This is a genomic window from Marinoscillum sp., assembly GCF_965229915.1.
GTDB lineage: Bacteria > Bacteroidota > Bacteroidia > Cytophagales > Cyclobacteriaceae > Marinoscillum.
The window spans coordinates 3,606,460-3,619,701 of sequence record NZ_CBDDJZ010000001.1 but is presented as its reverse complement, the minus strand read 5'-3'; the positions used below and the strand labels follow the sequence as shown (position 1 = coordinate 3,619,701).

Annotated in this window: 11 protein-coding genes; 5 read left to right on the top strand and 6 right to left on the bottom strand. The window is 44.6% G+C overall.

Annotated elements, in window-relative coordinates:
- Window positions 1-16: 16 nt before the first annotated feature.
- A complete protein-coding gene (locus tag ACO067_RS15425; RefSeq protein ID WP_421875560.1) occupies window positions 17-1,003 on the top strand; it encodes a tetratricopeptide repeat protein in 987 nt (328 codons plus the stop codon).
- Here ACO067_RS15425 and ACO067_RS15420 read toward each other — a convergent pair.
- Entirely contained in the window at window positions 1,000-1,905 is a 906-nt protein-coding gene (locus tag ACO067_RS15420; protein WP_421875558.1) for a glycerophosphodiester phosphodiesterase, read from the bottom strand. The two genes, ACO067_RS15425 and ACO067_RS15420, sit on opposite strands and share 4 nt — an antisense overlap.
- A gap of 33 nt (window positions 1,906-1,938) precedes the next feature.
- Window positions 1,939-3,705: an aspartate--tRNA ligase gene (gene aspS / locus ACO067_RS15415; protein WP_421875556.1), complete on the bottom strand. Its 1,767-nt coding sequence runs from the start codon at window positions 3,703-3,705 to the stop codon at window positions 1,939-1,941.
- A 197-nt stretch (window positions 3,706-3,902) separates the two neighbouring features.
- On the opposite strand from aspS, the gene ACO067_RS15410 reads away from it, so the two are divergent.
- The 4 genes from ACO067_RS15410 (at window position 3,903) to ACO067_RS15395 (ending at window position 7,183) form a co-directional block, all read left to right on the top strand.
- Window positions 3,903-4,466, top strand: a complete 564-nt coding sequence (locus tag ACO067_RS15410) for a hypothetical protein (protein WP_421875554.1) — start codon at window positions 3,903-3,905, stop codon at window positions 4,464-4,466.
- Entirely contained in the window at window positions 4,463-4,924 is a 462-nt protein-coding gene (locus ACO067_RS15405; protein WP_421875552.1) for a nucleoside deaminase, read from the top strand. Before ACO067_RS15410 ends, ACO067_RS15405 begins: the two co-directional genes overlap by 4 nt.
- Window positions 4,925-4,984: 60 nt before the next feature.
- Window positions 4,985-5,587, top strand: coding sequence for a superoxide dismutase (locus ACO067_RS15400; RefSeq protein WP_421875550.1), 603 nt, complete (start codon window positions 4,985-4,987; stop codon window positions 5,585-5,587).
- A 177-nt stretch (window positions 5,588-5,764) separates the two neighbouring features.
- On the top strand, window positions 5,765-7,183 hold the full coding sequence (locus tag ACO067_RS15395) for a glycosyl hydrolase family 8 (RefSeq protein ID WP_421875548.1): 1,419 nt from the start codon (window positions 5,765-5,767) through the stop codon (window positions 7,181-7,183).
- 52 nt (window positions 7,184-7,235) lie between these two features.
- On the opposite strand, the gene ACO067_RS15390 is transcribed toward ACO067_RS15395, so the two are convergent.
- From ACO067_RS15390 to ACO067_RS15375, 4 genes are all read right to left on the bottom strand, one after another.
- Complete coding sequence (locus ACO067_RS15390) at window positions 7,236-8,342, bottom strand: glycoside hydrolase family 43 protein (protein ID WP_421878314.1); 1,107 nt, start codon at window positions 8,340-8,342, stop codon at window positions 7,236-7,238.
- Window positions 8,342-10,033 carry a glycoside hydrolase family 43 protein gene (locus tag ACO067_RS15385; RefSeq protein ID WP_421875546.1) on the bottom strand — a complete coding sequence of 564 codons (1,692 nt, stop codon included), beginning with the start codon at window positions 10,031-10,033 and terminating at the stop codon, window positions 8,342-8,344. Before ACO067_RS15385 ends, ACO067_RS15390 begins: the two co-directional genes overlap by 1 nt.
- A gap of 85 nt (window positions 10,034-10,118) precedes the next feature.
- Window positions 10,119-11,153, bottom strand: a complete 1,035-nt coding sequence (locus ACO067_RS15380; protein ID WP_421875544.1) for a LacI family DNA-binding transcriptional regulator — start codon at window positions 11,151-11,153, stop codon at window positions 10,119-10,121.
- A gap of 135 nt (window positions 11,154-11,288) precedes the next feature.
- Window positions 11,289-13,238, bottom strand: coding sequence for a sialate O-acetylesterase (locus tag ACO067_RS15375; protein WP_421875542.1), 1,950 nt, complete (start codon window positions 13,236-13,238; stop codon window positions 11,289-11,291).
- Window positions 13,239-13,242 lie beyond the last annotated feature (4 nt).

Sequence of the window (13,242 nt, the reverse complement as noted above, 5' to 3'; positions counted from 1 at the left end):
GTAACTCAACATTGCAATGAAATACCCGATCGCCATAGGTTTGTTGTTTGCGCTAGTAGCAACGAGTTGTCTGGAGACGCAATCCAGCCAGGGACAGCAGCAACCTGTGGACCAACCGGTAATTAGCAATCCGACCACAAATCCAAATCAGGTGCTTTCACTGTCAGGAGCGATTCTTCCAGAAAAGCAACTGAGCGACCGAATCAAAGAAAAAAGAGAAGAACAGCTGGAAGAGGCCCGTATCAACTACGAAACCCAACCTGATAGCCTTGATAACATTATCTGGTACGGTCGTAGACTAGCCTATTTGGGCCGGTACAATGATGCGATCAGGATGTACTCTGTAGGTCTGGATTTGTACCCTAACTCTTACAAGCTCCTGCGCCACCGCGGGCACAGATATATCACCATCCGCCAGTTTGACAAAGCCATAGAGGATCTGCAAAAGGCGGCCTTTTATGCTCGCCCAGTGCGAAACTCTATAGAACCCGATGGCCTACCCAATAGGCTAAATAAGCCTCTATCCAATGATAAATTCAATATCTGGTATCACCTGGGTATCGCTTATTATCTGAAAGGCAACTATGACAAAGCAATCTCCTCTTTCAAGCAGTGCATGGAATACGCTGATAACGATGACCTGGTAGTGGCCACATCTAACTGGTTTTACATGACCTACAAAAAAATTGGTAATGAAACTGCAGCAAATGATCTGCTAAAACCAATTAACAAGCGGATGGAAATCATTGAGTATACTCCATACCACCAGCTACTGCTCATGCATAAGGAAGTGTACAACGTGGTAACTATTCTGGATTATGCCCAGTCAGAAAACAACTCAATTGACCCAACACTCGGGTATGGAGTGGCCAACTATTACTCCTACAGCAATCAGGTGGACCTGGCCAAAGACTTATTTGAGCGCATACTGCGCAATCCTGCATGGGACTCCTTCGGGTACATTGCCACTGAAGTTGACAATCTGTCCCTTCAAAACCTCTAAAGTGCTTCTATTTCCTTTCGGATCTGAACTAACCGATCAGGAAAATCTGTGATAATCCCATCCACTCCCATGTGCAGCATCTTGATCATTTCTGATCGCTCATTAGGTGAATAGGTATAGACCTGAAAACCTCTTGCATGCATTCTGAATACCCTCCGTGTAGATAAAGTATGGTATTCGGGGTTCAGTGCTTTCATTCGATCATCTTCCTTGGCACGACCCAAATGCATTTTGGTCTCGATGTAAAATGCCAAAAGTGGTGTGGAATCCTCCCCAATCATCAGCTTTTTCGTTTGCACATGATCATCGTACTCATGCGCTGCTTCGAGATATTCCACTTCCTCAGATTGCAGAATGATCCACTCATAGCCATTCTTTTCCTCACGAATCACATCTATCAGCTTCTCCGCAAAGTCATGGTAGTGTGGATGGTCCATGTGCTTGATTTCAATAAGCACCTTACATCTACCATCTATCAGATCTAACACCTCCTTGAGGGTAGGGACCTTTTCACCGGCATATTTGGCATTACCAAACCACGAACCTGCATCTAACTCACGGATCTCTTCCAGTGTGTAGTCATGTACCAGGCCTGTTCCATCTGTAGTCCGGTCCAGAGTGGCATCATGAATGACCACTATTTCTTCATCATGTGTATTCCGAACGTCCAATTCAATCATGTCCACTCCCATATCCAGTGCTAGCTTGAAAGCTGCCATGGTGTTTTCTGGAGCAACTCCCGATGCTCCCTTATGGGCAATGATGTCGAAATGCTCCCCTTTCAAGGATTCGTCGATTTGATCAGACGTGAGGATGTTACGATAAATCCAAGGTTCAAATAAAGCAATCGCCATAAACATGATGACGATTGGTGATGAATAAAGAAGAAATTTCTTAGTCATATCAAATCCAGAATGGTTGCTTCAAGTTAGCAATTATTGCTCATTTTTTGAAGCAGGAGTCAACTTCAGGTGAAGCTCCTCTAGCTGTGCTCCATCAATTAGCGATGGTGAGTCAATCATCACATCTCTACCTGATGTATTCTTTGGAAAGGCAATAAAATCTCTAATGCTATCCTGGCCACCAAACAAGGCACAAAGTCTATCAAAACCGAAGGCGATACCACCATGTGGAGGTGCTCCATACTCAAATGCATTGAGTAAGAAACCAAACTGCTCCAGTGCCTCCTCTTTGGTAAATCCAAGTGCATCAAACATGGATGATTGTATCCCCCTGTCGTGAATACGAATAGATCCACCGCCGAGCTCCACTCCATTGACCACCATATCATAAGCGTTGGCTCTGACGCTACCAGGATCAGTAGCGAGCTTATCCAGATCCTCCGGATTTGGAGAAGTAAATGGGTGATGCATGGCGTGGTATCTTTCAGTCTCTTCATCCCATTCCAGCAGTGGAAAATCCACCACCCAAGCTGCCGCATATGTGTTTTTATCCCTGAGGCCTAGTCTTGATCCCATTTCAAGCCTCAGCTCATTTAGTTGCTTACGTACCTTATTGGTTTCACCAGCGAGGATCAACATCAAATCACCAGGTTTTGCACCGAATTTCTCTGCCCAACCTTTCAACGCTTCCTGATCAAAGAATTTATCAACGGAGCTTTTGAACGTGCCATCTTCATTGTATTTGACATACACCAACCCTTTGGCACCTATTTGGGGCTTTTTCACAAAATCGGTGAGCTCATCCAGCTGCTTACGGGTATAGTCTGCACAGCCTTCAGCATTGATACCAACTACTAATTCCACACTATCAAAAACCACAAAACCTGTGCCTTGCGCCAAATCATTGAGCTCTACGAATTCCATCCCAAACCTTAAGTCTGGTTTGTCAGAACCGTACTTGGACATGGCTTCTGAGTAAGGGATATGAGGCAGTTCTCCCAGCTCTACACCTTTTACTTCTTTGAACAAGTACCTAATTAACCCTTCGAATGTATTCAGAATGTCCTCACGGGTTACAAAACTCATCTCACAGTCTATCTGGGTAAACTCGGGCTGTCTGTCCGCGCGCAAATCCTCATCACGAAAACACTTAACAATCTGGAAGTATCGATCAAAACCAGAAACCATCAGCAGCTGCTTGAAAGTCTGCGGTGACTGTGGCAAGGCATAAAACTGGTTGGGGTTCATGCGAGATGGCACCACAAAATCTCTGGCACCTTCAGGAGTACTCTTGATCAGATAGGGTGTTTCCACCTCCATGAAGAGATGATCAGATAAGTAAGCGCGTGTTTTCTGCAACAACTGGTGGCGCATCTCCAGATTTTTACGAACAACTTGCCTACGCAAATCAAGGTAACGGAATTTCGCTCTCAAATCTTCTCCTCCATCAGTGTCATTATCGATGATAAAAGGTGGTGTTTTTGATTTGTTGAATATTTTAAGCTCAGCCACTTTAATCTCTACACCCCCAGTTGGGATCTTATCATTCTTAGCAACCCGCTCTACTACTTCACCGGTGGCCGAAATCACAAACTCGCGTCCCACTTCTCGTGCCGTGCCTATCGCCTCTGGACTAGACACCCCTTCTTCAAAAATCAGCTGAGTGATACCATAGCGATCACGAATGTCAATCCAGATCATACCACCTTTATCTCGTACCTTCTGTACCCATCCAGACAAGGTTACCTGATTCCCTATGTGTTCGCTTCTAAGCTCTCCGCACGTATGTGTTCTTAACATTGCAAGTTCGATTTTTCTTCTAATCTGATAAAACAGCGGCAAATTTAACTCAGATATGTTAATCCCAATCTGCCAATTCGACACGAATTTGAAGAAGATTTCGCTCAGATGTTGACAAAGGGCCAACTTATTCTACTGCGCGAGGCAATATTTCTGAACGCAAGCCTTAGTTTTGACACACAAAACACCCAAATCAGATGAATTTTAAGGCAGTCAGACTCTTCAGTATTTGCTTCGTAGTGTTTTACACTGTGGGATTCGCCCAGACCAATCTCAATCGTATCAAAATTGGCAAAGAAATCTCGATGGAAATACCAGAGGCATTTCATGAAGCTACACCAGCGGAAATCATTCAAAAAAATGTTTCCGCCCGAACCCCATTGGCCATGTACACTGATTACAACAGCAAAGTGGATATAGTAGTAAATGAAACCACCAACACCTGGCAGGGGGGTGATTTGGAGGTGATCATGTCTTTATACAAAGCCAGCGTAGTTAATCTGTTTGATGAGATTGAGTTCATCCAGGAAGGGATACAGGAAGTAGCTGGCCGTCAATATATCGTTTTTGAATTCACATCGGTGGTTTCTGATCAAAATGACACGTTTGGAACGGGAGTCTCTATTGCCAAGTACACCTATATCCAATACACTCTTCACAAAAACAAAATCCTCCTATTCAACTTCACATGTCCGAGAAGGGTCCAGAACCAGTGGCAGAATACCGCTAGAGAAATCATGCAAAGTGTGCGAATCAAATGAGTGATTTGAGCATTCATAGCGACGAGCACTTCATGAAACAAGCTTTAAAGGAAGCTGAAAAGGCTTATGAGGATGGTGAAATACCCGTTGGCGCAGTGGTCGTTTGTCAAAACAGAATCATCGCCCGAGCTTTTAATCAAGTGGAGCGACTAAATGATGTCACCGCACACGCAGAGATGCTGGCGATTACATCTGCACAAAACTTCCTGGGATCCAGGTATCTGGATCAGTGTACCCTATATGTGACCCTGGAGCCATGTGTGATGTGCGGTGGGGCTCTGTACTGGTCACAGATAGCCAAGATGGTCTATGGAGCCAGCGATCCGAAGAGAGGCTATTTTCAAGCAAACCCAAAAATCATGCATCCGCAGACGGAAATAAAAGGTGGCTTAATGGCCGATGAGGCTGCCACTTTGCTAAAATCATTTTTTAGTAAACTGAGAGGAAACAATTCCTAATGGGGCATGTTTTATATTTGAAATTAAGAACGAATTTTTTAAACCTAAATAAGCTAAGAAATGGCATTTGAATTACCAGATTTACCATATGCTCATGATGCACTTGAGCCACACATTGATAAACAAACCATGGAAATCCACCATGGTAAACACCATGCAGGCTATGTGGCCAAACTGAATGCTGCAGTAGAAGGCTCTGATATGGAAGGTAAGTCACTGGAAGATTTGCTGAAAAATCACAGTGACAATGGCGCCGTAAGAAACAATGGCGGTGGCCATTGGAATCACTCACTATTCTGGACCATCATGGGACCTGATGGTGGAGGTAATCCATCAGGAGCTATCATGGATGCTATCACCGAATCTTTTGGTGACTTTGAAAAATTTAAGGATGAATTTAGCAACGCCGCGGCAACAAGATTTGGATCTGGATGGGCTTGGTTGTGTGTCAAAGACGGTAAACTAGAAGTATGCTCTAGTGCTAATCAGGACAATCCACTGATGCCAGGTGTTGGCTGTGGAGGTACCCCTATCCTTGGATTGGATGTATGGGAACATGCCTATTATCTAAAGTACCAAAACAAACGTCCTGATTACATCAATGCATTCTTTGGTGTGATCAACTGGACCGAGGTAAATAGAAGATACGAAGAGGCGAAGTAAAACATCTTCACATAAATGTTCTAAACCATCCAAACGAATCGTTTGGATGGTTTTTTTGTGTCTGAGTACGGCATCATATGGTTATTGCTGGAAGAAATGATGCAACCGGTTGTTTGCCCTAGCTGGACAAGTAATATATTGATTCTTTCAATTTTACAGCGTATAGATTACCCACTCATGAAAGAGTTAATTCTTTTTATCATATGCCTGGCCACCTGCATGTCATGCAAAAAACAAAATGAGACAGCACCAGATCAACAAGCCATCACTCTGGAAATCAGTGTTCAAAACAACTCAGAAAACATCTCGGAAGTCAGGGTCTTTTTATTCGATGATGCTACGGACCTAACTCCAGCTCGAGCCTTAGCAGAAGACAGGACTGATGAAAACGGACGAGTTGTCTTTCACTCAGCCTCGGACTTCCCCAATTCATCCACAGGCGAATCGCTGACAATCGTGGCTTATGAGGAGTCAAAACCATTGGAATTCAACTCACTGGGCGAGGAGCAGGTTACGCTGGTTGATGAAGAACTGATCACAGCAGACTTGCAAATCAAAACACCTACGCAGTATGGGTATTTCCCAACAAGCATTACAAATGATCTGGCCATGAGCGAATACGAAAGATGGAAATCTTCCGAAGTGGTTACCTGCAATGATGGATTGCGAGTGATTGCTGACCCTGCATCGGAAACCAAGGTGGAGGCTATCGGATTTGGGATGTTGCTATCGGCTTATGCACAGGATAAATCCACATTTGATGGTTTGTTCAGCTTTTACAAAAGCAAGCGCACAGCGGTAGCCAATCAGATGATGGCCTGGTCTGTTACCTGTGACGGTATAGATGATCCGGGTAGTGCTACAGATGGCGATCTGGATGTAGCCTTTGGTCTGATAGTGGCGAGTCAGTACTGGGGAGATGCGTACCTGGAAGAAGCCAGGACCATTCTGGGGATAATCTCAAGTGATCTTATTGCTGAATGTACGGTGGATGGCCAACCGATTCACGTACTATATCCCGGGTTTTCTACCATTGCCTGGGGAGGCTGCCAAATGACTGATCTCATGTATCACACACCTGCATTCTTCAGGATATTTGCTGATGTCACGTCAAACGACATCTGGAATGTCTTAGCAGAAGACACCTACAAGCTATTAGAGAACAGTGCTCATCCAGAGACTGGATTAGTGCCGGACTGGCAAACCGCGGCGGGTACTCCAGGACCAGAGGGGCGAAATGGTCACTTCGGCTATGATGCCTGCAGAGTACCGTGGCGTCTGGCTTTAGATTACCTGTGGAATGGAGATCCACGTGCTAAAGCCTGGTGTGGAAAGGTAACTGACTGGCTTCAGAGTATTGGACCAGAAAACCTGGTAGATGGTTACGAACTTGATGGCACTCCAATTGGCCAATACGGGATTAACAGTGCATTCATGGGTGGATTCACCGTAGCTGCAATGACACATAGCCAATCCAGGGTGAATAACTTTGGAACCGAACTGGCAGAATTGAATGATACCTATTGGTTCAACCTAAACACCAGAGTGGTCTATCTATTCTGCACTACTGGCAATTTCTACAAGCCTGAGCTATAATAAAGCCCAGAACTATTGTCCCGGGCTCCATCTAACTTGGAAATGTGATCCTTTAAGGTTTTGCTGTAATGTTGTTGATTTGACCACTTTCAGTGTAAGTCAGCTCGGCCACTTTTACGCTTCGCAGATGCGTTTTGCCTCCGGATAACGAACTGTCATGATAAAATAAATACCATTTGCCATCCACCTCAACAATTGAGTGGTGGTTGGTCCATCCTAATACTGGATTCAGTATGACTCCCTGATACGTAAAAGGTCCGTAGGGATTGTCACCGATGGCGTAGGCGATGTTGTGAGTATCCCCTGTACTGTAAGACAAGTAATACTTACCATTGTACGTATGCATCCAGGCCGCTTCAAAAAATCTCCGGTCATGATCTCCGGTAAGCAGTGGATCACCATTTTCATCCAGAATCAAGACATCTTTAGGGGATTCATCGAAGCTAAGCATGTCCTCTGACATTTTGGCGATTTTAGGAGTTAGGGCCGGTAAACTATCTGCCGGATAGATATCTTCAGGATTGTACTCACCACTAGCCCATCGCTGCAACTGGCCTCCCCAGATACCACCGAAGTACATATAGAAAGTACCATCTGCATCCTCAAAAACAGCCGGATCCATACTGAAGCTTTGAGGTATCGGTTCAGGCTGAGCAGTGAATGGCCCTTCTGGATTCTCAGAAGTAGCCACCCCTATATGAAATACATCTTCCTTGTCTTTTGCTGGAAAGTACAAGTAATAAGTACCTGCTTTATAAGCAGCATCTGGAGCCCACATCTGTCGACCTACCCAGGGCACATCATCTTTGTCCAGAGCTACGTCATATAAGGTAACAGGTCCTCCAATGGAATCCATTGAAAACACCCGATAATCCCTCATATCAAAGTGGCTACCCAGGTCATCTTCCGGAACACCCGCCTCATAGTCATGCGATGGGTAGACGTAGATTCTTCCCTCAAACACATGTGCGGAAGGGTCTGCGGTATATATTTCAGTAACCAAAGGTTTGGTCTGCACCACCACACTGTCAATTTGCTTCTTTGAAATATCCTCCGTGGTGGCTGTCTTTTGCTCAGTAGATGTTTGACATCCACTTACACTGGCTATGGCCACAAAAAGTGCTACTGGCCATTTCATCTGTTTCATAGTTTGTTTCATCATTTAGCTTCCAATTTATTAAAGACCTCATCATTGCCACTGTAGGAAAAGTATCCAAATGAGGCATTGTTCGTTGATTTCTGACCACTAGAAGTAGCATACAGACCTATAGTAGTGCCTACAAAACCACCAGCCTTCTGAGTGCTGAGGAAAGTACCATCAATATGATCTGCCAGAGTCTGCCATCCGTCTTGAAAATAAAGGAAAGTATAATCCGACTGATCAAAGTCTACTCTCAACTCCACGGGGCCCTCTGCTATGGTTTGTCGAGCTAGCAATTCCGGTTCTACTCCAGATCTATACAATTCCAAAACGGACTCTCCTTCTGATAGTGATTTCACATATACATAATGATTCTTTTCACTTTGAAAGAAAACGATTCCTGCTTTCTCATTTTCATTGGTTGGTTTGAAATTCAGCTTCGTCTCGACTGATCCTTGATGATGCTGCTGACGATGTGCTATGTAACTTGGATTCCCAAATCCTGCTACCGTTTCCGGCCTTAAATCCATGGTCAACTGACCATTTCTGATGTGGTACCATTTTTCCGTTGGGGTTCTTAAAAAGACAAAATTCATCGGCAATACTGATCCCTCGAACTCCTCCCGATAGCTGAAATTACCACTATACTGAAAGTTGGACCTTGACACAGGAGCATCTGTAGGTGTCGGGTAGGAATATTGAACCTCTTCAAAATCAGGATTGATCACTGGCCATAAGTCCTCTGTCCAGGTAACTGGTGCAAGAAAGGTTTCGCGACCAATATTATAGAAATTGCCTGGATAAGGCCTACAACCCAAAAATACTGCCCACCAATCTCCATCATCGGTCTGCACCATGTCCGCATGGCCTGTTGTGGTGATCGGGTTTGGCCTATTAGGATCCAGATTTCTTTGAGTCAAGATGGGGTTTTGATCCCATGGCTTGTATGGCCCCGTGATTGACTTACTTCTAAAGATCACCTCGGAGTGATTGTCAGCTGTACCGCCTTCAGCACACATTAGGTAGTAATAATCATTGATATGATAGATGTGTGGTCCTTCAATCCAAACAGGTTCTTTAGAAATATCTACCCCACCATTTACTAACAACAGCTCATCTCCTATGGACTGGAGGGACTCTGAGTCCAGTTCATACATCCTGATGGTTCTGTGACCGCCATAAAGCGGGTCATTATTGGGTGGCTCACTATTGTATACAATGAAAGCACGATCGTCTTCAAAGAATAGGGATGGATCTATGCCGTTTACCTGTGGTAACCAAATAGGGTGTGACCAGGGTCCTACCGGATCAGTTGTCTTGACAATGAAATTGCCCCCATCATCCACATTGGTGCAGGTGACATAATAGGTCCCTTGATGAAAAGCAATTGCTGGAGCAAAAAGCCCTCGGGTTATTCGCTGACCTTGTGTGTTGAATTGCTCTGGACGATCCATCACATGCCCTATCTGATTCCAGTTGACCAAATCCTTGCTGTGGAAGATGGGTAACCCTGGAAAGTACCCAAAAGAGGAGTTGATCAGATAGTAACCATCATCTGATTTACAAATACTAGGATCTGGATAAAATCCTGCAAAGATCGGGTTGGTGAAGTACTTAGGTGCCGAGCTGTCCGCAGTATCATTTCTTAATTGTGCACAAGAGTAACTCAAGAGGGCAACAGCTAAAAAAAGAGCTTGAAAATTATTCATTTTACGCAATCGATTGTGTAAAGCAATATACAATAATTATGGGATTCCAACAGGTCAGAATATAACAGGGAATAGTAGTAGGCTATTAGGACTTGATGCGTCTGGAGGACTCTCGAATGATCAGCTCAGTATCGAGCATGATGGTCTGTGACTTTACCAGATCAGTCTGCTCTTCGTTGCTCAGCACCTGCGCTGCTGCTAGTTTGCCCATCTCGATAGCCGGGTGAACTACTGTAGATAAGGCAGGGTCTATAATCGTTGAAATGGGGTCATTGTTAAAACCAATCACCGCCAGGTCTTCGGGTATCTTCACCCCGGCTGACTTGGCATACTTGATGAGACTGACTGCCGCCGTATCATTGGCAGAAAACACTCCATCAGGTCTATTGGGTAGGTTGGTGAGGAGGTATTCTGCTATTCGAAAGCCTTCCTCAGAACTCAGCCGATCACTCTCTACGATGAGTTCATCATCAACTTCTAACCCATGCCGGTGCAGTGCTGCAATGTAGCCATCCAAACGCTCTTTGTACACATTTCTGTGGCGTACACCGCCCACATGAGCTATTCGTTTACAACCTTGCTCTATGAGGTGCTCAGTTGCTTTAAATCCAGCTTCAAAGTTATTGATGACCACTTTAGTAGTATTGACATCTTCTGGCACACGATCCACAAATACTACGGGAATACTCTTCTTCAGGAACTTCTCGAAATGATCATATTGGGTACTTTCCATAGCCAATGACACGATCAGTCCTTCGATCCTACTTCCATAAAGAGCCTTTGCATTAGCTACTTCATTCTCATAGCTATCGTGTGACTGAGATATGATCACATTGTAGCTCATCTTGTTAGCTGTCATTTCCACTCCACTGATCAAGGAAGATATGAATGGCCGATTGATCCAAGGAGTGATGATTCCAATGGTATTGGTTCGGTTACTTCTTAAGCTTGCAGCGATCACATTTGGTTGATAACCACGCTCTTCAGCTAGTTTGAGTACGGCCTTTTTGGTTTTTTTACCAATGCTGTGATGGTCCTTTAGAGCTCTTGAGACAGTAGAAGGCGATACCTTCAGCTCCTTGGCTATATCGTAGATGGTGACTTCTCTTTTCTTACTCATTATTTTGGAATCTCATTCCTAATCTGAACATTCCATTGAGGTCCCTGCACTTCCCTTTTACTCAATAGTTTGATTCAGAGTTTAAAACTACCTTATCAATTGATAATCACAAACCTATCATTTCAAATCGCTTGACTATTTATCCAATTCTATTCGAAATGGTGCCGCTGGAAGTCCCTCTTGGTTGTATAAATTGGCAAAGTCCGGATTATCGGCCCAGGCATACCTAAGATACATTGGCTCCTCGATGGAGTCGTTCCAAACCACCACCTGATTGCCTTGTATTTCAGCTTTGGCCCAAACGAATGCTCCATCACTTCCAGCGAGAGCAAAATGAGCTAACTCTCCCCCACCTTTTGCAACCAACCCATGACCTACCTGCTCAAAACTTAGGGCTATTCGTTTTCCGTTTTTCTGGTAACCCGCACACCTTGGACCAGAATACACGAGATTCTTTTCACCATAAACCAGGTGTCTGGCCGTCAGGGCAGCACGTTCACCTACTGGTTGCTTCTGCTGAGGGTGAATATCATTCCATTCGCCCAGGTCTATGGTTACTACATAGTCTGCATGAGCCAGTTCTGTCACTTCAGCTTGAGCTTCTCGCATTACAGCCCAGCCACTCTCTTCCGGCGAGTAGTTTACATCCAAAAAATTGGGCAGCTGAATCACAACGAAAGGTAGCTGAGGTCTCTGCCACTGCACCCGCCAGTCTTTTACAAAGGCCGTTAATAAATCATTGTACTCTTCAGGTTCCCAGGCATTGCTCTCCCCCTGATACCAGCACACTCCTTTGATGGCAAAACTTTTCAAAGGAGCCACCATGGCATTGTAAAGAGCTGTTGGTTGGTTTTGCAAAGAAACTGAAGATGGAAAATTCGTTTTTTTAAAAACCTCTCCGACTTTATAGGTCCAGTATCCTTCTAGCGGAATCCGCTCACCTGCCACCTCCAGGTAGTACGGTTTGTCAGGAACGAACCCGCCTTTACCTCCCTGATTCGTAATTCGAACCACCAAGGTATTTAAACCACTTTGGAGTAAGCCGCCTGGTACTTCGTATCGTCTAGGCGGATACTGATAAGAGATACCACCTACTTTTTGTCCATTGATATATACTTCATCTGCATCGATTATTCTGCCAAGCTCCAGAAACCCTTGTTTTTGCGCTGCCTGCTCAGAAAGGTCGATTTCCTTTCGATACCAAACCACACCATCCAAACTTCTCACTCCCTGGTCCTCCCAGTACCCGGGTACCGCTATCCGCTTCCAGGTGAAGTCAGGTTCGAATTCTGGCTCATACCATTTTGGATCACTTAATAATCCCTTGTCACTTAACGGGCGCCTGTACCAGGCATTTCTCGCTTCGGTTGCTTTTCTGTTTTGGGCATGAATTGCTGCTGTGTCTTTGTTCCTTTTGATTTTTTCTAATAGCTGATCAAATTCAGCAAGACCCGCCTCACTCGTCCAGGCTTCTATTGGAGTGCCACCTACACTGCTGTTAACAATTCCAATAGGAACCTTGTATTGGTCGTAAAGGTGCTTAGCAAAAAAATAGGCCACTACAGAAAATCGCATCAGGTTTTCGGGATCTGCTGATTGCCAAGAACCTCCTGCCAGATCCTTTTGAGGTCCGGTGAGACTGGTGGTAGTAGGCACCAGGTATTGACGAATCATCTCATTATCAGAGTTGGCGATCTCCTCGGCATAAATCTGTTGATATCGTTCGAAATAATGAACCATGTTGGATTGTCCAGAGCACAACCAGACATCTCCTATGAGTACATTTTGGATAGTTAGGGTTTCCTCTTTCGAAGCGATCCTGACTTCATACGGACCACCGGCCTCCCTGGGAGACAATGTTACTCTCCATCCTCCCTCTTTGTTGACGATGGCTTTAACTTCTTCTCCCAGAAAGGAAACCAGGATGGTCTCACCTGGATCAGCCCAACCCCAAAACTTAACAGACTGATTTCTCTGAATAATCATGCCATCACTAAAAACTGCTGGCAAGCTGAGTTCTGCAACAGCAAAAAATGGGGTAAGAAGTAAGATTAAAAAACAGGTCTTTGGGTCTCTAATTATCATGGTT

What these genes read in the sequence shown, in the direction of transcription:
- ACO067_RS15425 (WP_421875560.1), top strand. Translation starts at nt 17, where the DNA reads ATGAAATACCCGATCGCCATAGGTTTGTTGTTTGCGCTAGTAGCAACG.
- ACO067_RS15420 (WP_421875558.1), bottom strand. Translation starts at nt 1,905, where the DNA reads ATGACTAAGAAATTTCTTCTTTATTCATCACCAATCGTCATCATGTTT.
- aspS (WP_421875556.1), bottom strand. Translation starts at nt 3,705, where the DNA reads ATGTTAAGAACACATACGTGCGGAGAGCTTAGAAGCGAACACATAGGG.
- ACO067_RS15410 (WP_421875554.1), top strand. Translation starts at nt 3,903, where the DNA reads ATGAATTTTAAGGCAGTCAGACTCTTCAGTATTTGCTTCGTAGTGTTT.
- ACO067_RS15405 (WP_421875552.1), top strand. Translation starts at nt 4,463, where the DNA reads ATGAGTGATTTGAGCATTCATAGCGACGAGCACTTCATGAAACAAGCT.
- ACO067_RS15400 (WP_421875550.1), top strand. Translation starts at nt 4,985, where the DNA reads ATGGCATTTGAATTACCAGATTTACCATATGCTCATGATGCACTTGAG.
- ACO067_RS15395 (WP_421875548.1), top strand. Translation starts at nt 5,765, where the DNA reads ATGAAAGAGTTAATTCTTTTTATCATATGCCTGGCCACCTGCATGTCA.
- ACO067_RS15390 (WP_421878314.1), bottom strand. Translation starts at nt 8,342, where the DNA reads ATGAAACAAACTATGAAACAGATGAAATGGCCAGTAGCACTTTTTGTG.
- ACO067_RS15385 (WP_421875546.1), bottom strand. Translation starts at nt 10,033, where the DNA reads ATGAATAATTTTCAAGCTCTTTTTTTAGCTGTTGCCCTCTTGAGTTAC.
- ACO067_RS15380 (WP_421875544.1), bottom strand. Translation starts at nt 11,153, where the DNA reads ATGAGTAAGAAAAGAGAAGTCACCATCTACGATATAGCCAAGGAGCTG.
- ACO067_RS15375 (WP_421875542.1), bottom strand. Translation starts at nt 13,238, where the DNA reads ATGATAATTAGAGACCCAAAGACCTGTTTTTTAATCTTACTTCTTACC.